This window comes from Streptomyces sp. NPDC051569, assembly GCF_044454085.1.
Lineage (GTDB): Bacteria > Actinomycetota > Actinomycetes > Streptomycetales > Streptomycetaceae > Streptomyces.
Map to the genome: position 1 here is coordinate 31,157 of NZ_JBITDJ010000015.1, position 18,733 is coordinate 49,889.

General features: G+C 71.0%; 19 protein-coding genes and 3 pseudogenes. 14 read left to right on the plus strand and 8 right to left on the minus strand.

Going from position 1 to position 18,733, the window contains the following annotated elements; all coding sequences use genetic code 11:
* Positions 1-42: 42 nt before the first annotated feature.
* Positions 43-844 (minus strand): annotated as a pseudogene (locus ACIBAE_RS20820) (phosphotransferase).
* Between the two features lie 162 nt (positions 845-1,006).
* Positions 1,007-1,681: a formylglycine-generating enzyme family protein gene (locus ACIBAE_RS20825; RefSeq protein WP_399287500.1), complete on the minus strand. Its 675-nt coding sequence runs from the start codon at positions 1,679-1,681 to the stop codon at positions 1,007-1,009.
* 191 nt (positions 1,682-1,872) lie between these two features.
* On the opposite strand from ACIBAE_RS20825, the gene ACIBAE_RS20830 reads away from it, so the two are divergent.
* From ACIBAE_RS20830 to ACIBAE_RS20840, 3 genes are all read left to right on the plus strand, one after another.
* The gene (locus ACIBAE_RS20830) at positions 1,873-2,484 is read left to right on the plus strand and encodes a PadR family transcriptional regulator (protein ID WP_399287502.1); all 612 of its coding nucleotides are present in this window, start codon (positions 1,873-1,875) and stop codon (positions 2,482-2,484) included.
* Between the two features lie 460 nt (positions 2,485-2,944).
* Entirely contained in the window at positions 2,945-3,406 is a 462-nt protein-coding gene (locus ACIBAE_RS20835; RefSeq protein ID WP_399287839.1) for a Clp protease N-terminal domain-containing protein, read from the plus strand.
* Positions 3,407-3,437: 31 nt separating this feature from the next.
* A complete protein-coding gene (locus tag ACIBAE_RS20840) occupies positions 3,438-4,439 on the plus strand; it encodes an EamA family transporter (protein WP_399287505.1) in 1,002 nt (333 codons plus the stop codon).
* Positions 4,440-4,543: 104 nt separating this feature from the next.
* On the opposite strand, the gene ACIBAE_RS20845 is transcribed toward ACIBAE_RS20840, so the two are convergent.
* On the minus strand, positions 4,544-5,350 hold the full coding sequence (locus ACIBAE_RS20845) for a pyridoxamine 5'-phosphate oxidase family protein (RefSeq protein WP_399287509.1): 807 nt from the start codon (positions 5,348-5,350) through the stop codon (positions 4,544-4,546).
* Between the two features lie 35 nt (positions 5,351-5,385).
* On the opposite strand from ACIBAE_RS20845, the gene ACIBAE_RS20850 reads away from it, so the two are divergent.
* Positions 5,386-6,717, plus strand: a complete 1,332-nt coding sequence (locus ACIBAE_RS20850) for an aminotransferase class I/II-fold pyridoxal phosphate-dependent enzyme (RefSeq protein ID WP_399287512.1) — start codon at positions 5,386-5,388, stop codon at positions 6,715-6,717.
* 59 nt (positions 6,718-6,776) lie between these two features.
* Here the strand turns inward: ACIBAE_RS20850 and ACIBAE_RS20855 are convergent.
* The 3 genes and pseudogenes from ACIBAE_RS20855 to ACIBAE_RS20865 form a co-directional block, all read right to left on the minus strand.
* Positions 6,777-6,899: pseudogene (locus ACIBAE_RS20855) on the minus strand (EamA/RhaT family transporter); the annotation flags it as partial.
* Between the two features lie 12 nt (positions 6,900-6,911).
* Positions 6,912-7,352, minus strand: a complete 441-nt coding sequence (locus ACIBAE_RS20860) for a Rieske (2Fe-2S) protein (RefSeq protein ID WP_399287515.1) — start codon at positions 7,350-7,352, stop codon at positions 6,912-6,914.
* A gap of 83 nt (positions 7,353-7,435) precedes the next feature.
* A complete protein-coding gene (locus ACIBAE_RS20865; protein WP_399287518.1) occupies positions 7,436-9,487 on the minus strand; it encodes a prolyl oligopeptidase family serine peptidase in 2,052 nt (683 codons plus the stop codon).
* Positions 9,488-9,867: 380 nt separating this feature from the next.
* Between ACIBAE_RS20865 and ACIBAE_RS20870 the strand changes: the two are divergent.
* From ACIBAE_RS20870 to ACIBAE_RS20910, 9 genes and pseudogenes are all read left to right on the plus strand, one after another.
* Positions 9,868-10,041: pseudogene (locus ACIBAE_RS20870) on the plus strand (IS5/IS1182 family transposase); the annotation flags it as partial.
* Between the two features lie 39 nt (positions 10,042-10,080).
* Positions 10,081-10,326 (plus strand): DUF2283 domain-containing protein, encoded by a 246-nt coding sequence (locus ACIBAE_RS20875; RefSeq protein ID WP_399287521.1) that lies wholly within the window; start codon positions 10,081-10,083, stop codon positions 10,324-10,326.
* A gap of 137 nt (positions 10,327-10,463) precedes the next feature.
* The gene (locus ACIBAE_RS20880; protein ID WP_399287524.1) at positions 10,464-11,270 is read left to right on the plus strand and encodes an aminoglycoside phosphotransferase family protein; all 807 of its coding nucleotides are present in this window, start codon (positions 10,464-10,466) and stop codon (positions 11,268-11,270) included.
* Between the two features lie 748 nt (positions 11,271-12,018).
* The gene (locus tag ACIBAE_RS20885) at positions 12,019-12,873 is read left to right on the plus strand and encodes a HipA family kinase (protein ID WP_399287527.1); all 855 of its coding nucleotides are present in this window, start codon (positions 12,019-12,021) and stop codon (positions 12,871-12,873) included.
* Entirely contained in the window at positions 12,870-13,253 is a 384-nt protein-coding gene (locus ACIBAE_RS20890; protein WP_399287529.1) for a DUF3037 domain-containing protein, read from the plus strand. Before ACIBAE_RS20885 ends, ACIBAE_RS20890 begins: the two co-directional genes overlap by 4 nt.
* A 221-nt stretch (positions 13,254-13,474) precedes the next feature.
* Positions 13,475-14,236, plus strand: coding sequence for a 3-oxoacyl-ACP reductase FabG (fabG, locus tag ACIBAE_RS20895; protein WP_399287530.1), 762 nt, complete (start codon positions 13,475-13,477; stop codon positions 14,234-14,236).
* A 16-nt stretch (positions 14,237-14,252) separates the two neighbouring features.
* The gene (locus tag ACIBAE_RS20900) at positions 14,253-15,014 is read left to right on the plus strand and encodes an SDR family oxidoreductase (protein ID WP_399287533.1); all 762 of its coding nucleotides are present in this window, start codon (positions 14,253-14,255) and stop codon (positions 15,012-15,014) included.
* A 136-nt stretch (positions 15,015-15,150) separates the two neighbouring features.
* On the plus strand, positions 15,151-15,834 hold the full coding sequence (locus ACIBAE_RS20905; protein WP_399287535.1) for a uracil-DNA glycosylase: 684 nt from the start codon (positions 15,151-15,153) through the stop codon (positions 15,832-15,834).
* A gap of 112 nt (positions 15,835-15,946) precedes the next feature.
* A complete protein-coding gene (locus ACIBAE_RS20910; protein WP_399287538.1) occupies positions 15,947-16,396 on the plus strand; it encodes a hypothetical protein in 450 nt (149 codons plus the stop codon).
* A 127-nt stretch (positions 16,397-16,523) separates the two neighbouring features.
* Here the strand turns inward: ACIBAE_RS20910 and ACIBAE_RS20915 are convergent, their stop codons facing one another.
* Both ACIBAE_RS20915 and ACIBAE_RS20920 read right to left on the minus strand, forming a co-directional pair.
* Entirely contained in the window at positions 16,524-16,973 is a 450-nt protein-coding gene (locus tag ACIBAE_RS20915; protein WP_399287541.1) for a hypothetical protein, read from the minus strand.
* Positions 16,974-17,085: 112 nt separating this feature from the next.
* The gene (locus ACIBAE_RS20920; protein WP_399287545.1) at positions 17,086-17,604 is read right to left on the minus strand and encodes a DinB family protein; all 519 of its coding nucleotides are present in this window, start codon (positions 17,602-17,604) and stop codon (positions 17,086-17,088) included.
* Positions 17,605-17,791: 187 nt separating this feature from the next.
* On the opposite strand from ACIBAE_RS20920, the gene ACIBAE_RS20925 reads away from it, so the two are divergent.
* On the plus strand, positions 17,792-18,697 hold the full coding sequence (locus tag ACIBAE_RS20925; RefSeq protein WP_399287548.1) for a Gfo/Idh/MocA family protein: 906 nt from the start codon (positions 17,792-17,794) through the stop codon (positions 18,695-18,697).
* The last annotated feature ends 36 nt before the right edge of the window (positions 18,698-18,733 follow it).

The window sequence follows — 18,733 nt, forward strand, 5'->3', positions numbered from 1 at the left end:
GGGCGAGGGTCTTCTCCATGGTGGCGACCAGGCCCGGGCCGGTCAGTTCAGCAGGGCAGCCGTGAACGTCTTGCGGTGGTCCACCAGCCAGGTCTGCACGCGGTCCCAGCGTTCCCATCCACCACGCTCGGCCAACGCCTGGAGATAGACGGGGTCTCCGCCGGCCACGCGGCGGGCGACGAAGGCCCGGCAGACCTCCGTGGCCTGCTCGATGACGCCGGGCAACTCGGCGCGGTCCCCCGCCGCGAGGCCATAGCCGTCGGCGAGAATCCGCAGCCGTGCGGCCGCATCCAGCCCAGGGGGATGGAGAGCGGCCGTGGACTCGGGATCACGCATGGGCACCCAATAGCGGGCGGTCATGGCGATGTCCCAGAGGGCACGGCCCGGGGCCGCCAAGTCGAAATCGATCAGGGCCGCGGCACGACCGTCGCGGAAGACGACGTTTTCCGGGCACACATCGTTGTGGCACACCATCGTTCCCCCCTCCGGGTCGGCGAGGTCCGGGGGCCACTCGGCGCGGGTGTCGACCGCGACGGCCGCGCCGGCCTCATGCAGACGCCGCAGCAGGCTCCCCACCGATTCGAGGGCAGGACTTGTCATCGCCCAGTCCGGGAACGGCGGCAGAGCCACGTCGCCAGGGATGAAAGTCAGCTGCTCACGGCCATCCGCGATGAGACCGACAGGGGCCCGGCGCCTCGTCGAAGCCGTGCTCCTTCAGCGCAAGGAGATAGGCATGCAGGGCGCGCGCGTTGCGCGGTGCCGGTCGCTCCACCAACTCCCCCCGGCGGAAGACCGCCCCCGCGTTCACCATCCCGCCGACCAGCGCCTCGTCTTCAGCCGTCATGAGGATGACGCTATCGCCAGATCGAACCCGCGCGGGCCGGGCCGCAAACCGTATCCACCGTCTTCATGAACGGAGCGACGTGGTCCCCGTTCTCGCTGCCCAAGTGGTCCCCTCCGACCCTGTCATGGTTGGCCGACAGAGGGCCTTCGCACACGACGTAGCTCAGCGTACGACGCAACGCGCGACGCGGAATCCCACGTCGTCGACCTGGAAAGTCGGGTGGCTGCGGCGCCGCGCGGAGGCCCGGCAACTCCACTGTTCATCGAACCAACCACCGCCGCGGAGCACCCGGTAGGCGCCATAGACCTCGGCATCGTAGACATCCCAGCACCAGTCCCAGACGTTGCCGAGCATGTCGTAAAGCCCCCACGGGTTGGGGCGCTTGCCGCCCACCTCGTGGATGCGCTCATGCGAGTTGCCGCGGTACCAGCCGATCTCGTCGAGTTCCCCGTAGCGCGGCCCGGTCGTCCCGGCACGGCAGGCGTGCTCCCACTCGGCTTCGGTCGGCAGCCGATACCCGTCGGCGGACGCGTCCCACTCGATTTCTTCGGCCTCGGCACCCAAGTGGTACGCGGGCGTGCAGCCGGCGTACTGGGACAGGGCGTTGCAGAACCGCGCCGCGTCCCACCAGGAGACGCACTCGACGGGCACCTGGTCCCCAGGGGTGGCACTCGGCCGCTGGCCTGTGATCTGTGCGTACAACGCCTGGGTGACCGGGGATGCCGCGAGCTGGTAGGGCGCGAGCTCGACCGACCAACTGCGCTGTGTCCGCCGGTCCGACAGTGTCACCTGCCCCGGTGGGATGGCGATCATCTCGTTCCCCATCATCATGTCCATGATCAGGAGATCCTAACGAGACCTGTCGGTGCGAAACGACAGAGCCACCAATGGGTGTCCTTGGCCTCAGTGGCCATCGATCAACGTTCACCGGCACAGGTCAAGAAGGGCCGGAAGGGTGTTTGTCAAACGAAGTATTCCGATATATCGTTGACGCATCGCGACAGATCAAAGATGAGAGGAGCGTAGCGATGCGTTCACATGGACATGGACACGAGCACGGGCCGGGACCCGGTCACTGCGGACCCGGTCATGAAGGCCGGGACGGCTTCGAGAGGCGGCGGGGTGCCTTTGGGCCCTTCGGTCCGCCCTTCGGCGGCCCGTTCGGCGGTGGCGGCCGGGGACACGGCGGTGGCCGGGGACGGGCGCGGCGCGGTGACGTACGCGCCTCCATCCTGGCGCTGCTCAAGGACCGGCCGATGCACGGCTACGAGATGATCCAGGAGATCGGCGAGCGCAGCGGCGGGGCCTGGCGGCCCAGTCCCGGCTCGGTCTATCCGACGCTCCAACTGCTGGAGGACGAGGGGCTGATCACCAGTCGGAGCGAGGGCGGCAAGAAGCTGTTCACGCTCACCGAGGCCGGCGGCGCCGAGGCCGAATCGGGGCCCGAGGCCCCGTGGGAAGAGGCCGGGCGCGGCGTCGACTGGGACACGATGAACGAGATCCGGCAGGCCGGCTTCGGCCTGATGGAGGCGTTCGGACAGGTCTGGAAGACCGGCACGCCCGAGCAGCGGCAGAAGGCTCTCGCGGTCATCAACGAGTCCCGCAAGAAGCTGTATCTGATCCTCGCCGACGAGGACTGACCGCCGGTCGGCGTGGATTGTGGGCCCCGTGGCTGATGCCACGGGGCCTCTTCGGTCCGCACGGAGAATGCGGAGGCGAGGTCAGGCCGGGCGGCGTGCGCCCTCTTGGGGGAGAAGTGGTCCGATCTCATTCCTTGGGATGACAACCCGTTCAGATGTACCCAACTCCGGTGGGAGGTGAAGATGCTCCCCGCCGGGGATGTCGCCGACAGGAGTGGACTGATGGGGTGGGACGGTGCAAAGCCCTCCGCCGCGCCTGCCCGAACAGCCCTCCGCGACCCGAGCCGCCTCGGTGCCGGGGCAGGCTGATTTCTCGCCGGGCCGAGCTGCTTTCTCGCCGGGCCGAGCAGGGTTCTCGCCGGGCCGAGCTGCTTTCTCGCCGGACCGAGCAAGGTTCGCGCCGGGCCGGGCCGGTTTCGCGCCCAACCTTGCCGAGGCCGAAGCCGGGTTCACCCCGGAGCTGGCCCCGGTCGTCGCCGGTGCGCGCCGTAGAGCCCACCGCGACGGCGATGGGCAGATCGACACCGCTCATCTGCTGCACTCACTGCTGGAGACGGACCCCGGCGTACGGGCGGCGTTCGGCGGCGGCCCCCAGCCGGCCCGGGTCCTCGGCTACCTCGTACAGCGGAGCATCGGCTACGGCCTGCGCTGGCACGGGACGGTGGAGGACTCCGGGGCCGCCCCCCTCGTACGGGAGGACGCCGTGGCGGGCTGGTCGCCACCCGCCGTCTCCGCCATGAGGGGCGCGCTGGAACGCGCGGCGCTGCGCGGGGCGTCCCCGTCCGGCGGGCTCGAACTGCTCGCCGCCCTCGCCTCGGATCCGGCCTGTCGGGCGGTCCAGGTGCTCGAACGGGCCGGAGTGGACACGCGGGCGCTGTCCGGGCGGCTGTCTCCCGGGCCCCGACAGGTGTCACGAGGATGAAGCTCCTGACGCCACCTGCCATGATGGCGTCATGCACGTGTCTCAGGGGAGGAACGGCGGCCTGGGACTCGCCCTGCCGTCGGCGTTCGCATTCGGCAGTTCGGGCGTCGCGGCCAAGCCGCTGATCGAAGCGGGACTCGACCCGCTCCACGTGGTCTGGCTGCGGGTCGCCGGCGCCGCTCTGGTCATGCTGCCGGTGGCCTGGCGCCACCGTGCGCTGGTGCGCCGCAAGCCCGCGCTGCTCGCGGGATTCGGCCTGCTCGCCGTGGCGGGCGTCCAGGCCTGCTATTTCGCCGCGATCTCCCGTATCCCGGTCGGCGTCGCGCTGCTCATCGAATATCTCGCTCCGGCGCTCGTCCTCCTGTGGGTCCGTTTCGTCCAGCGCCGGCCCGTCACCCGCGCCGCCGCGGTCGGGGTCGTCCTGGCGGTGGGCGGACTCGCCTGCGTGGTCGAGGTCTGGGCCGGACTGGGTTTCGACCCGGTCGGGGTGCTGCTCGCGCTCGCCGCCGCCGGCTGCCAGGTCGGTTACTTCGTCCTGTCCGACCAGGGCAGCGACGCCGAGGACGCACCGGATCCGCTGGGCGTGATCGCGTACGGGCTGCTCGTCGGAACCGTCATCCTGACCGCCGTCGCCCGCCCCTGGCGGATGGACTGGTCGCTGCTCGCCGGCAGCGCCGATCTGGGCGGATCGCAGGTGTCCGCGGCCCTGCTGCTCGGCTGGGTCGTGCTGATCGCGACCGTGCTCGCCTATGTGACCGGGGTGATCTCCGTACGCAGCCTCTCGCCACAGGTGGCGGGTGTGGTCGCCTGTCTGGAGGCGGTCATCGCGACCGTGCTGGCCTGGGTCCTGCTGCGGGAACACCTCTCGGCTCCCCAGATCATCGGCGGCACGGTGGTGCTCATCGGTGCCGTCATCGCCCAGTCCTCGACACCTGAGGCGCCGGCGGGGCCGTCCGGGCCGGTGGCCGGCGGAGCGGCGGTCGAGGTCGCGCCGCCGTTCGCCGCCCGCACCACCTCACCCGACAGGGTCTAGGTTCTCTGCCCGGCCCGCGTCCGCGGGGCTCCGGTGGCACGAACGGTTGCCGGAGGAGGCGTCCCGGGGCGGCGTTCAGGGGTGGACGAGTCCGGCGGGCTTCCTCAGAGCGCGGAGAGATAGCCGGGCACCGGGACGGCCGGGTCCAGGTCGTCGGCCGGGACCGGCGTGCCGTAGCCGCGCACGACGGGTACGACACCGGTCCAGTACGGAAGGGTGGTGTCCTCCGGCTCGTCGTTCGGGCCGCCCGTACGGACCTTGGCGGAGACCTCGTCGAGGTCGAGGCGGAGCACGGCGGTCGCTGCCAGCTCACGGGCGTTGGCCGGGCGTGAGTCGCGGGACCGGCCGGGCACCACGTGGTCGACGATGGCGTCGAGGGCGGTGCTCCGCTCCTGCGGGTCGGTCACCTGGCGGGCGATGCCGTGCACCACCACGGAGCGGTAGTTGATGGAGTGGTGGAAGGCGGACCGGGCCAGCACCAGGCCGTCGACATGGGTCACGGTCAGGCAGACCGCGAGGCCGGGGTCGTCGGCCTGCCCGTCAGCCCGTCCCTCGGCGTCCTGCCGTCCCGCCATCCGCAGAGGGCGCGAGCCGGTCGAGCCGTGGACGTACAGCCGCTCGTCCACCCTGCCGTAGAGCGTCGGCAGGACGACCGGGGCGCCGTCGCGGACGAAACCGAGATGGCAGACATACGCCTCGTCGAGAATGCGGTGCACCAGCTCCCGGTCGTACGCGGCCCGCTCGCGCGAGCGCGTGGGGACGGTGCGTGCGGTCGGCCGGTAAGGGGCCCCGGCGATCTCCGGCGTGCTGTCTTCCGGCGCCTTGCTTTCCGCGGTGCCGCGCTGGACCGGTCCGGTCCGGGCCGTGCCGCTCTGCGCCGTACTGCTCTCCGACATCCCGCTCTCCGACATCCCGCTCTCCATTGCACTAGTGCATAATGGTTTTTGTGCTAGAAGAGTATCGGATCGTGGGCCGCCGTGCCGTGGAGATCGCCACGAGTGTCGAGCGGGCGGTCGGTTCCGGCGCGCTCGCGCCCGGTCAACCGCTGCCGCCGATGCGGGAGTTGGCGACAGGCCTCGGAGTCAATCCGAACACGGTCGCGGCCGCCTACCGCACCCTGCGCGAACGCGGAGTGATCGAGACAGCGGGACGCCGGGGCAGCCGGGTCCGGGCGCGTCCGGCCAGTACGGCGCGCGGATCGATCCGGGTCGAGGCGCCGCCCGGTGTCCGGGATGTCTCCGAGGGCAATCCGGACCCCGCCCTGCTGCCCGCCCTGCACGACGCGCTCGCCGCCGCCGCCCGGCACGACGCGGCACAGCCGGGCCTGTACGGACAGGCCCCCGTGGACCCGGAGTTCGCGGCACTCGCCCGGGCGGGGCTGGACGCCGACGGGGTGCCCGCCGGACCCGTCGCCGTCACCTCCGGATCCCTGGACGCGATCGAACGGGTGCTGGCGGCGCACCTCAGACCGGGCGACGCGGTCGCCGTCGAGGACCCGGGCTGGGGCAGCCTGCTCGACCTCGTACCGGCGCTGGGACTGCGTCCCGTACCGATGCGGCTCGACGACGACGGACCCCTCCCCGCCGAACTGGACCGGGCACTGCGGGCGGGCGTCCGGGCGGTCGTCGTCACCGACCGCGCGCAGAACCCGACGGGTGCCGCGGTGGGGGCGGCCCGCGCCGGGGAACTGCGCGCACTCCTCGCCGGCCACCGCGAGGTGCTGCTCATCGAGGACGACCACGGCCATCGCATCGTGGATCTGCCCCTGCACCCGCTCGCCGGAGCCACGGACAGCTGGGCACTCGTCCGCTCCACCGCGAAGGCCTACGGCCCTGACCTGCGCCTCGCGGTGCTGACCGGTGACGCCACGACCGTGGACCGGGTGACGGGACGGCAGCGGCTCGGCCCCGGCTGGGTGAGCAGACTGCTCCAGCGGGCCGTCGTACACCTGTGGACCTCGGAGGCCGTGGACGCCCGTGCGGTGGCGCGCGCGTACGGGGAACGGCGGGACGCGCTCGTACAGGCGCTGGCCGACCGGGGCGTCGGGGCGCACGGGCGCAGCGGGATGAACGTCTGGGTGCCGGTCGCCGACGAGACCGGGGCGGTGGCGCGGCTGCTCGGCGCGGGCTGGGCGGTCGCGCCCGGGGCGCGCTTCCGGATGTCGGCGCCGCAGGGCGTACGGCTCACGGTGTCCGGGATGACGGCGGACGACATCGGGCCGGTCGCCGACGCGGTGGCATCGGCGGCCGGCCCCGCGCCCGCGCGCAGTTACGGCTGAGAGCCTGCCGGGAGGCCTTCGATCGCCTGATCAGAGGTCACCCGGCAGGCTCTGAGGCTTCACCGGCCTCTTCGCCCGGCTCTGGTCGCCCGGCTCTGGGTGAGTGAAGCCCCGGCGAGGACGCCGGCCGCGCCGACCGGGGTGTTCCAGCTCAGCTGCTCGTCGAGGAGTGTGACGCCGGCCACCCCATCAAGTCACGAGAGGCTGATCGCGTCGCCCGAGACCTTGATCGACGCGGCGGGCAGCGGCCGCGTCGCCGGACCGCCCCGCACACTGCCGTCCGCCGCGCTGAACCGGCTTCCGTGGCAGGGGCAGTTGATCGTCCCGTCGGAGACGTCCTTCACGGCGCAGCCCTGATGGGTGCACGTGGACGAGAACGCCTTGAACTCACCCGCCGCCGGCTGGGTCACCACCACCCCCTGATCCGCGAAGACCTTTCCGCCGCCCTCCGGAATGTCGGTGGTCCTCGCGAGGACCCCGCCCGCGCCGCCGCCGCCGGGCTTTCCGGCCCCGGAGCCCGCCGGACCGTCCGCGCCGCCGCACGCGACGAGCGCCACGCCCAGGCCCGCCACGCCGGCCGCGGCGACCACGCTCCGGCGTCCCACCGTCCGTCCGGCCTCTTCCGTTCCCGTCATGCCCAGCTCCCGTTCCCCGCGTCCATGCCCGGCGCCCAGGTCCGCCGGTTCGTCAGGGGGTACGGGCAGAGGCGCCGCGATGTTCAGGCGCCGAGGTTTTTCCTGAGGAAGTTGAGTTCCAGGAGGAGCAGGTTCTCGGCCACCTCCTCCTGGGACACCTGGTGGCCCGCCCCGGACAGCGGCAGTACGGTGTGCGGCCGTCCGGCGGCGAGCAGTGCCGCCGAGAGGCGCAGCGTGTGTACCGGGAGCACGTTGTCGTCGGCGAGTCCGTGGACGAGCATCAGCGGACGGGTCAGCTTGCCGGCGTGCGGGAGCAGCGAGGAGCGCTCGTAGTTGTCGGGCTGGACGTCGGGGTGCCCGAGGTAGCGCTCCTCCCAGTACGTGTCGTACAGCCGGCGGTCGGTCGGCGGGGCGCCCGCGACCGCCGCGTGGAAGATGTCGGGACGATGCAGCACGGCGCCTGCCGCCAGGTACCCGCTGAACGACCAGCCCCGGATGCCCACCCGTTCCAGATCCAGGACGTCGTACCGCTCGGCGGCGGCGTGCAGTGCGTCGATCTGGTCCTCCAGGACGGGCGTCAGCCGGTCACCGACGATGGCACGCTGCCACGCCACCCCGCGTCCGGGGGTGCCGCGCCCGTCCGTGACCAGGACGGCGAAGCCCTGCTCGGCGTACCACTGGCACACCGCCGTGTGCCACGTCCGCGCCCGGGTCACCACCTGCAGGCCGGGGCCGGCGTACGGACTGAGCAGCACCGGCAGCTTGCCCGAGCCGCCTTCGTGGCCCTCGTACCAGGACGGCAGGTGGAGGCGGACACGCAACTCCCGCTCGCCGAGAACGAGATGGACCGGCCGTGGCGTGACCAGCGGCTCCTCGGTGAGGACCGCGATCCGGCCGGCCGGCTTTCCGCCGCGTACCACTGTCACCGTGTGTCCGTCCGGGGTACGGCTGTCGAGGACGACCGTGTCGCCTCCGACGGCGGCCGAGTGGACGCCCGGGCCGTCCGTCAGCCTGACGAAGCCGGACTCCGGTTCGTACGACCAGACATGGACCTCGGTCGGATCCTCGCTCGCGGTGAAGAACACCCGCTCGCCCACCGCGCCGAGCACCGCGCGGACATGGAGTCCGTCCGGGGCGAAGGCGTTCCCGATCCGGATCGTGCGGGCGTCGCCGCGTACCCCGGGCACCACCGGGGTGCCGGACGCGGTGTGCAGGGGAGCGCCGGGACGGCACTCCACCCACCTCTCGTCCGTCTGCCGGGACAGCAGCGAGAAACCGCCGGTCGCCGGGTCCACGGCGATGATCCACATCGTGCGCTGATCGCGGGTCTGGAGGCTGACGACCGGGCCCGCGCTGTCCCAGTCGGCGGTGACGACGTACTCGAAGGTGAGATCGTTCCACGCGCCGCTCGGGGCGTCCCCCTCGCGCGCCGCGTGCGGCAGCCGGACCGGAGTGTGTCCGCCACCGACGCTGATCAGGTGCAGCGAGGTCTCCGCGTTGGCCGTACCGGCCGCCGGATAGCGGATCGACCGGGGCGGCAGAGCGGGGTTCGCCGGATCGCCGATGTGCCGGCGCGCCACCGGCGACGTGTCGACCCGGGCCACGAGCAGCGCGTCGCTGTCCGGCGACCACCAGTAGCCGCGCGACCTGCCGATGGACTCCGCCGCGACATGATCGGCGAGCCCGTACGTCACCTCGGCGTCCTCCGGCTCCGCCAGTGGCCGGTCCTGAGCCCCGTCGGTCCGTACGACACGGAGGGCGCCCCCGGTGACGTAAGCGATCAGCGTTCCGTCGGGGGAGGGGCGCGGATCGGTCACCGGGCCCGCGGTCGGGATGTGTCGCGGCACCCCGCCGTCCGTCGTCACGACCTGGAGGGCGCCGTCCAGGGCGTACGCCACCACGTGCGCCTCCCGGTCGACCGCGTACGCCGCCGGTCCGGCGCTCGCCGTTGGCCCGGCGAGCACCCGCTCCTCGCCGTTCTCGTACAGCCGCAGCGAACCGCGCGGATCGGTGCCGGAGACGGACCGTACGAACAGCACGCGCTCGCCGTCGGGAGAGACGGTGAACCGGCTGGGGGCGCCGAGCGTGAAGCGGCGGGTCCGGGCGAACTGGCGGGGGAACGCGTTGATCTCCATGGTCTCCAGAGTCTCTTCGACAGCACCGTGGCCCGGTGGCCCGGTGGCCTGCGGATGACGAAACGGGCCGGCCCCGGCCCCGTAGTGACCTGGCGTCATGCTCACCGAAGTCATCGCGACCCGCTACCGAGAGACGCGTCCACCTCACGGATCTCGGTACCAGCAGGCGGCTCTGCGCATATGTCAGGAGATCGAGAGATGTCGAGCGTGGGAAAATTCCTGAGAATACCTGCGCCGACCTCCTACTGGCAGATGAGGCGACGCGCAAGCCTTGAGCAATCAGCCACGGAATCGCCACACATGCACCTGCCGACCTATCCCCTGTGGTGACAACCGGCACGCCCCGAGCAACTCGATGACCCGACGATGACCGTGGACAACTCTCCGCAGGCCAGCGGGCCGTCAACACCTCCCACGCCAAGATCAGAGCCCTCGGCGAGCAGGCCATGGCCACCCTCAAGACCTGGCGCCTCCCGCACAAACTCCGTTGCAGTACGACCCGCATCACCACGATCGTCAAGGCCATCCTGGCTCTGCAACTCGCAGCGTACTGACGAGACCGGGATCAACAACACAGGAGGAACCCCAGCATCGTGCCTGACATCAAAGTCACCTACGACAGGACCGCGAACGCGGCCTACATTTACTTCACCGACCCGCAGGTCAGAGTGAGATCAGCACATACCTATCCCTGCGATCCGATCGATGTCGACGGCATGATCAACCTCGACTTCGACGAGCAGGGCCGCCTCATCGGCATCGAGGTCCTAGCCGCCACGGCGAAGCTCCCCGAGTACGTGCTCCAAGCCGCCGAGCGGCTGGATTCCGAGGGAAGTTGAGCCCGGGATCAGCCCGGCGAGAGCCGCCCCGCACAGCCACCGGCGCAGGTTGGAAAAGGCTCCGTGTCAACCGCGTTGCCTGAAGCGTGGTGTGCGAGGCCGTGTTCGGGGGTCGGGCCCACTCGCCAGGGTTCGCTGTGGATGACGTCATCGACAACCAGCATTCAGAAGGCCCTCGCGCCGACTTCGACCGTGAGGTCTACGCCTACCAGCACGTGGCCGTCGCGCTCGCCGAGCACGAGACGCCCCGTCTGCTCGCGGCGGACACCGGCCTGCTCGCGATTCTGACCACGGCGCTGCCGGGCCGCGTCGTGCGTGACCTTCCCCTGGAGACGGAGGACGAGCAGCGGGTGCACCGGTTGGCCGGCGGCATTCTCGGCCGCTGGCAGGCCTGGACCGGACTGGTCGCCGAACAGACGCGCGAAAACATCCTCGCGTCGGTGGCCGCGCAGGCAGCCGAGGCCGCCCAGTGCCTGGAGCGGGCCGGTCACCACTTGACCGCCGCTCAGCGGGACCTGGTCCTGCGGGTGTCCACGGACCTGCCCCGCCTGGCCGAGGACGCGCCCGTCGCCTTCCGGCACGGCGACTTCTCGCCCCGCAACTGGCTCTGGGACGCCCATCGCGGAACCGTCGGCCTGATCGACTTCCAGTTCGCCGCCCACGGCCTGGCCGTGGAAGACCAGGTGTGGCTGCACGGCGCCCAGTGGCCCACCCGACCGGACCTGAAGGACGCCTTCCTCTCCGGCTTCGGCCGCACGCTGACCGACAGCGAGCAGCAGGCGCTTCCCCTGCTCACCGCCCGTCTCGCCGCGTCCTACCTGACCATGGGCATCACCACCGACGACCGGGTTCTCATCGACCGCGGCCGTACGGTCCTCGACCCCTGGCGGCCTCCACCGCCTGCTCCAGCCCTTGATCGTCATCGGCGGCCACCCAGCGTATGAACGTCATGGCGTGCTGGAGATAGGCGATGGGGAGGGGCTCACCACCCAGCGTCAGGACGTCGCCGTGGCCCGGCGGACTGATCTTGCCGATGTGATCGCCGGCCACCGCGTCCGCCTCGGTACCGTCCCAGTCCGCCACGTACGTGTCCGGGCACAACGCATACAGGCCGAAGTCCGTTTCTAGCCACCTCACCAGCAGCCTCCTCTTCTCGTGAAGCTTCCTGGCGAGGCGTTCCCGCCGCCGGAGGCGGAGCATCCGGGGGAGAAGCCGGGCGCGGACGGGCCGACGAGGAAGTCCTCGCTCATGCTCACCACGCGCTTCGGTAACGCCGTCGCCCTGAACGCGTGGGACACCTGTACCTGGAAACCGGCGGCCGGCAACATACCACCGCGCCCCGAGGGGGCGAAGCCGTGGCAGTGGGAAGCGGCGCCGGAGGACGGTTTCACGCGCCGCGTCACACTGATACCTCGATCATGCTGGAGGCGGGGGAGCCGGTGGTGACGTGGGCGCGGTGGCTCGGGCACTCTTCGCAGGCTGTCACGCTCGGTTACTATTCTCACTTCATGTCGGAGGCCAGGAGCAGGGGACGCAGCGCGATCGACGGGCTGCTCGGAGATCAGGGAGGTCGGCGTGCCGGTCGAAACTCCCCAGATTCTCCCCAGGGCTGATCCCGGCCGACTTCCCGGTGTATGCGTGCCTGAAGTCGACCGTGGATTGTAAGGCTAGCGAGATAGGGAGGCTGAGAAATTGCTTGAGGAAGTCATCGCGACCCGCTACGTCACGCCCTTGCGTGAGGGCGGCTCGCTCCCGGGGATCGTCGAGGCCGACGATCTGGGTACGTATGTCATGAAGTTCACCGGCGCCGGGCAGGGGCGCAAGACACTCGTCGCCGAGGTCATCTGCGGAGAGCTGGCCCGCAGGCTGGGCCTGCGTGTCCCCACGCTGGTCCAGATGCAGCTCGACCCGGTCATCGGACTCTCCGAGCCGGACCAGGAAGTACAGGAACTGCTGAAGGCGAGCGGTGGGCTGAACCTCGGCATGGACTACCTGCCGGGATCGATCGGCTTCGACCCGCTGGCGTACCAAGTGGGACCGGAGGAGGCGGGGCGAATCGTCTGGTTCGATGCCGTCATCAACAACGTCGACCGGTCCTGGCGCAACCCCAACATGCTTGTCTGGCACGGGGATCTGTGGCTGATCGACCATGGCGCGACCATGATCTGGCATCACAACTGGCCGGGTTCCGAGGCCTCCGCCGCGAAGCCGTACAACGCCTCCGACCACGTGCTCGCGCGCTTCGGCCCGGACATCGCGGCGGCCGCCGCGGAGTTGGCGCCGCGGGTCACCAGGGAACTGCTGACCGAGATCGCCGCCGAGGTGCCGGACGAGTGGCTGGTCGACGAGCCGGGCTTCGACTCGACCGACGCGCTGCGCCGCGCCTATGTGGAGCCGCTGCTGACGCGCGCCGCGGCCATCCACGAGCGAATCACCCTCGACGCGCCCACCAGGAACAAGCCCTCGCAGGCTCCGGGCTGGCTGGCTGACCGCCTTGCCCCGCAGCCGCACCAGCACGCACACAGTGACAAGGATGGCGGCCAGTGAGCAAGAGGGACGTCTACGAGTACGCGCTGCTGCGCGTGGTGCCGCGCATGGAGCGCGGCGAGTGCTTCAACGCGGGGGTACTGGTCTATTGCCGCGCCCACTCCTATGTCGAGGCCAGGACCCATCTGGACGAGGCCAAGCTGAAGGCACTCGACCCGCACGCGGACGTCGTGGGGGTGCGGGCCGCCCTGCGCGCCGTCGAGAGTGTCTGCGACGGCGGCGCCGGGGCCGGGCAGGCGGCGGGCGATGACGCGGGCCGGCGGTTCCGCTGGCTGATCGCGCCGCGCTCGACCGTCGTACAGCCCGGGCCCGTGCACACCGGTCTGACCATCGACCCCAAGGCCGAGACCGAACGGCTGCTCGACCTGCTGGTGCGCTGACGGCCGTCGCGGCGGCCGGCCGGTTCTTCCGCGTCGGCCGGTCTCTCCGCGTCGGCCGGCCCTGCGCACTGATCGCTCCCTCGGCCGGTCCATCACTCCCTCCGTTGGTCCTGTGGGCCGTTGACACCGGGTGTCCAGGCTTCTAGCGTCTCGTCTGCTGAAGCTACTAAGCGGTTGCTCAGCGTCGAGAGCCGCGGGTTCCTAGGGCGAGGAGAACAGGGATGTCCACCATCGAGCAGCGGGTAGCCATCGTGACCGGGGCGGCGCGGGGCATTGGCGCCGCCACCGCCGTGCGGCTGGCGGCGCAGGGCCGCGCCGTCGCCGTACTCGACCTGGACGAGGCGGCCTGCGCGGACACCGTCAAGAAGATCACCGCAGCCGGCGGCACCGCCCTCGCCGTCGGCTGCGACGTCTCGGACAGCGCGCAGGTGGAGGCCGCCGTCGCACGGGTCGCCGCCGAGCTGGGGGCGCCGACGATCCTCGTCAACAACGCCGGCGTGCTCCGCGACAACCTCCTCTTCAAGATGAGCGAGTCCGACTGGGACACCGTGATGAACGTGCACCTCAAGGGCGCGTTCCTGATGGCCCGCGCCTGTCAGAAGCACATGGTGGACGCGGGCTTCGGCCGGATCGTCAACCTCTCCTCCAGCTCCGCGCTGGGCAACCGGGGCCAGGCCAACTACGCCGCCGTCAAGGCCGGTCTCCAGGGCTTCACGAAGACCCTCGCCAAGGAGCTGGGAAAGTTCGGCATCACCGCCAACGCCGTCGCCCCCGGCTTCATCGTCACCGAGATGACCGCCGGGACCGCCGCCCGTATCGGCATGGACTTCGAGGAATTCCAGGCCGCGGCCGCCGGTCAGATCCCGGTGCGGCGTGTCGGAAAGCCGGAGGACGTCGCCAACGCGATCGCCTTCTTCGCGGGCGAGGAGGCCGGCTTCGTCTCCGGCCAGGTCATGTACGTCGCCGGCGGACCGCTCAACTGAATCGGGGGGACCGCAGATGACGACGCAGACGCGTGACAGCGGAAAGGTCGCCCTGGTCACGGGCGCGAGCAGGGGCATCGGGTACGGCGTCGCCGAGGCGCTCATCGCCCGGGGCGACCGGGTGTGCATCACCGGCCGGGGCGAGGACGCGCTCAAGGAGGCGGTGGAGAAGCTCGGTGCCGACCGGGTGATCGGCGTGGCCGGCAAGGCGCACGACGAAGCGCACCAGGCGGTCGCCGTCGAGCGCACCATGGAGGCGTTCGGCCGGGTCGACTTCCTGGTCAACAACGCGGGGACGAATCCCGTCTTCGCCCCGATGGCCGAGCTGGACCTGAATGTGGTCCGCAAGGTGTACGAGACCAATGTCATCTCGGCGCTGGGCTTCGCCCAGCAGACCTGGCGGGCCTGGCAGAAGGAGAACGGCGGCGCGATCGTGAACATCGCGTCGGTGGCGGGGATCTCCGCGTCCCCCTTCATCGGCGCGTACGGCATGAGCAAAGCGGCGATGGTCAATCTGACCCTCCAGCTGGCGCACGAGTTCGCACCGGGTGTACGGGTCAACGCGATCGCCCCGGCCGTGGTCAAGACCCGCTTCGCACAGGCCCTCTACGAGGGCCGGGAGGCCGAGGCGGCCGCCGCCTATCCGCTGGGCCGGCTCGGGGTGCCCGAGGACATCGGCGGCGCCGCCGCCTTCCTCACCTCCGACCAGTCGGACTGGGTCACCGGACAGACGCTGGTGGTCGACGGAGGGATCTTCCTCAACGCCGGCGTGGGGTGAGATGAGCCACTTTCCGCCGTGAATGTCCCGCCGGATCGACCTGGGTGATCCGGCGGGACCGATCGGGGCGGACCGTTGTCAGTGGCCCCCGGTAGGTTCGGTGTCGACAAGTGATTGCACACCGGAGGTTGTTGACGTGACCGACACCGACATGCTGCCCGAGTCCTGGCGCGGCGTCCTCGGCGACGAACTGCAGAAGCCCTACGTCAAGGAGCTGGCCGAGTTCGTCGAGGAGGAACGGGCGAAGGGGCCGGTCTACCCTCCGCGTGAGGAGGTCTTCGCGGCCCTCGACGCCACGCCGTACGACAAGGTCAAGGTCCTCATCCTGGGCCAGGACCCCTACCACGGTGCCGGGCAGGGGCACGGGCTGTGTTTCTCCGTGCGGCCGGGCGTCAGGACGCCGCCGTCCCTGCGGAACATCTACAAGGAGATGAAGGAGGAGCTCGGCCACCCGGTCCCGGACAACGGCTATCTGATGCCGTGGGCGGAGCAGGGGGTGCTGCTGCTCAACGCGGTGCTGACCGTCCGCGCGGGCGAGGCCAACTCCCACAAGGGCAAGGGATGGGAGAAGGTGACGGACGCGGTGATCCGCGCCGTGGCCGAGCGGCCCGACCCGGCGGTCTTCGTCCTCTGGGGTGCCTACGCGCAGAAGAAGCTGCCCCTCATCGACGAGGATCGGCACGTCGTCGTCAAGGGCGCCCACCCGTCGCCGCTCTCGGCGAAGAAGTTCTTCGGGTCGCGTCCGTTCACGCGGATCAACGAAGCGGTCGCCGCGCAGGGGCACGAGCCCATCGACTGGCGCATCCCCGACCTCGGCTGATCCGCCGCCGCGCCCGAGCCTGAGAGGGATTGTCCGGTACGACGGCTAGCGTCAGCCATGTCGGATTTGCCGGATGTGACGGTTCCCCGGACGGGCAGCGGAGGCAGCAGTGATGGAGCGGCAGGAGGCGTCGGAGGACGCCGTCATGACCCGGATCGGGCAGGCGGTCATGCTCCTCCACGGCGGCGACCGCGAGGAGGCGCGCAATCGTTTCGGCGACCTCTGGACGGAGATCGGGGAGGCGGGTGACGCGCTGCACCGCTGCACGCTCGCGCACTACATGGCGGACACCCAGGACGACCCGGGCGACGAACTGGCCTGGGATCTGCGGGCGCTGACCGCCGCCGACGGGACGGCCCGGCCCGACGCCTCTCCGGCGGTGCGTGCCTTCTACCCCTCGCTGCACCTCAACCTCGCCGCTGACTATGTGAAGCTCCAGCGGCCGGAGGCGGCACGGCTCCATCTCGACCGGGCCCGTGCCGCCGCCGACGCGCTGGGCGACGACGGATACGGCTACGGAGTCCGGGTCGCGATCGACCGGCTGGCCCGGCGGCTGGCCTAGGCACTGTCCGACACATGGCGCGGTCCGCCCTTGGGCGGGCTCACGGCGTCCGGTGCGTGCGATCACCAGGCGGGGGATCGCCCCGTCGACGGACGGACCGGACGTGGAAAACTCCGGAGCCGGCCGGTCAATCTCCGTACGTCCCCCGGCAGATACGTGCCTGGGGGCTGTCCGCCGGCCAGCGGCCGTACATCTCGCCGAGGGCGCAGACATCGGTGAGCGGGACCGGAGCGACGGACGGCACGGGAATCCGCTGCTCCGCCGGCCCCCGGTGGCGCCGCCGCTCCGGCCGGGGTGCCGGAGCCTGGGCCTCCGGGGCGGGCGCGGCCCGGTGGCCCCCGGGGGAGGAGCGGGCGGTCGCCGCCGGGCCCGGCGGGGGCCCGACCGCCTCCAGGGCCTCCTTGGCCGGGGACTGGACGACCTGCGGCTCCATGACACCGCGGTCCGGGGCGCCGCCGCCGGCCGTCCGGCCCGGTACCGGTCCCGGCGGGGTCGCCGGCCCCACGGCAACGCACCCGGACACGGCGGTCACCGCCATCCCCATCAGGAGCATCGCCGCACTTCTCGTTCGCTGCACCCGCGCAACTCTGCTGGTCGCGGAGCCCGTTGAGGAGCGGAAAACGGCGGATTGGCCCGGACGGGTGAGGGAGGGACGGCCGGTGACGCCCGCCTGACCCGGTCGCTCCCCGTTACTCGCCCGTCGCGCCGTCGATCCGCTCCCGGAGAAGGTCCGCGTGGCCGTTGTGGCGCGCGTACTCCTCGATCATGTGGGTGTAGATCCAGCGCAGGTTGAACGGTTCACCGGTGCCCAGGGCCCGCCGGCCCGCGCCGAGGTCGTCGAGCGAGTGCGGCGCGGCCAGCTCACGGGCGTGCGCGATCTCGGCCTGCCAGGTGGCGTAGGCATCGGCCCAGGTGTCGGTCGCACCGGGATGGAAATCCCCGTCGGGATCGGCGTCGTCGCAGTAGATCAGCTCGGCCTTCTCGGCGGCCAGGGTATTGCGGAACCAGCCCCTCTCGACCCCTGCCATATGCCGGACGAGACCGAGGAGGGACAGCTCGGAGGGCGGTACGGAGGTCTCCCTGAGCTGCTCGTCGTCCAGCCCGGAGCATTTGAGAGCCAGGGTCTGGCGGTGGTGGTCCAGCCACCCTTCCAGCATCTCGCGTTCGCCGGCGAGGGTGGAGGGTTTGGTGCGCTCGGAAGTGGTCATGGCGGTCATCATCACGTAACGGCCCGGGCATTCGCGAGCGCTTATTCGAGGCCGCCCGCCGGGATCAAGGCGGGCGCCGCCGGGATCAAGGCGGGCGGCCGCCACGGCGCACGTATGCTTCCGGAACAGCGCATCAACATGCGAACAGGCAAGCGAACAATCGTATGAACAGGTCAGGGAGGCCCTCGTGAAGGTCGGCTGCATCGGGCTCGGTGACATCGCGCAGAAGGCGTATCTGCCGGTGCTCACCACGCTCCCCGGAGTGGAACTGCATCTGCAGACCCGCACCCCCGCCACCCTGACGAGGATCGCGGAAGCCCACCGGATTCCCGCGGAGCAGTGCCACACCGACCTCGACTCGCTGCTCGCCCAGGGCCTCGACGCCGCGTTCGTGCACGCGTCCACCGCCGCGCACGCCGAGATCACCACCCGGCTGCTGGAGGCGGGCGTACCCACGTACGTGGACAAGCCGATCGCCTACGAACTCGCCGACTCCGAGCGCGTGGTGCGCCTGGCGGAGGAGCGGGGCGTCAGCCTCGCCGTGGGCTTCAACCGCCGCTTCGCGCCGGGGTACGCCCAGTGCCTGGAGCACCCGCGCGAGCTGATCCTGCTGCAGAAGAACCGCGTCGGGCTGCCCGAGGACCCGCGCACCTTCGTCCTGGACGACTTCATCCACGTCGTCGACACCCTGCGTTTCCTCCTTCCCGGCCCCGTCGAGCACACCGACGTACGGGCGCGTGTGCGGGACGGGCTGCTGCACCATGTGGTCCTGCAGCTCTCCGGCGAGGGTTTCACCGCCATCGGCATGATGAACCGGATGAGCGGATCCGCCGAAGAGATCCTCGAAGTGTCGGGACAGGACAGCAAGCGGGCCGTCCACGATCTCGCGACGATCATCGATCACAAGGGACAGCCGAGCGTACGGCGGCGTGGCGACTGGGTGCCGGTGTCCCGCCAGCGCGGCATCGAGCAGGGCGTTCTGGCCTTCCTCGACGCCGTGCGGGACGGCAGGACACTCAGCGCGCGGGACGCGCTGCGGACCCATGAGCTCTGTGAGCTGGTGGTCCGTACCGTCCTGGAGCAGGCCGGCTGAGCGACCGCGCGGGTACGGACCGGCGCCCTCATGCGC

What these genes read in the sequence shown, in the direction of transcription:
- ACIBAE_RS20825 (WP_399287500.1), bottom strand. Translation starts at nt 1,681, where the DNA reads ATGGACATGATGATGGGGAACGAGATGATCGCCATCCCACCGGGGCAG.
- ACIBAE_RS20830 (WP_399287502.1), top strand. Translation starts at nt 1,873, where the DNA reads ATGCGTTCACATGGACATGGACACGAGCACGGGCCGGGACCCGGTCAC.
- ACIBAE_RS20840 (WP_399287505.1), top strand. Translation starts at nt 3,438, where the DNA reads ATGCACGTGTCTCAGGGGAGGAACGGCGGCCTGGGACTCGCCCTGCCG.
- ACIBAE_RS20845 (WP_399287509.1), bottom strand. Translation starts at nt 5,350, where the DNA reads ATGTCGGAGAGCGGGATGTCGGAGAGCAGTACGGCGCAGAGCGGCACG.
- ACIBAE_RS20860 (WP_399287515.1), bottom strand. Translation starts at nt 7,352, where the DNA reads ATGACGGGAACGGAAGAGGCCGGACGGACGGTGGGACGCCGGAGCGTG.
- ACIBAE_RS20865 (WP_399287518.1), bottom strand. Translation starts at nt 9,487, where the DNA reads ATGGAGATCAACGCGTTCCCCCGCCAGTTCGCCCGGACCCGCCGCTTC.
- fabG (WP_399287530.1), top strand. Translation starts at nt 13,475, where the DNA reads ATGTCCACCATCGAGCAGCGGGTAGCCATCGTGACCGGGGCGGCGCGG.
- ACIBAE_RS20900 (WP_399287533.1), top strand. Translation starts at nt 14,253, where the DNA reads ATGACGACGCAGACGCGTGACAGCGGAAAGGTCGCCCTGGTCACGGGC.
- ACIBAE_RS20910 (WP_399287538.1), top strand. Translation starts at nt 15,947, where the DNA reads ATGGAGCGGCAGGAGGCGTCGGAGGACGCCGTCATGACCCGGATCGGG.
- ACIBAE_RS20920 (WP_399287545.1), bottom strand. Translation starts at nt 17,604, where the DNA reads ATGACCACTTCCGAGCGCACCAAACCCTCCACCCTCGCCGGCGAACGC.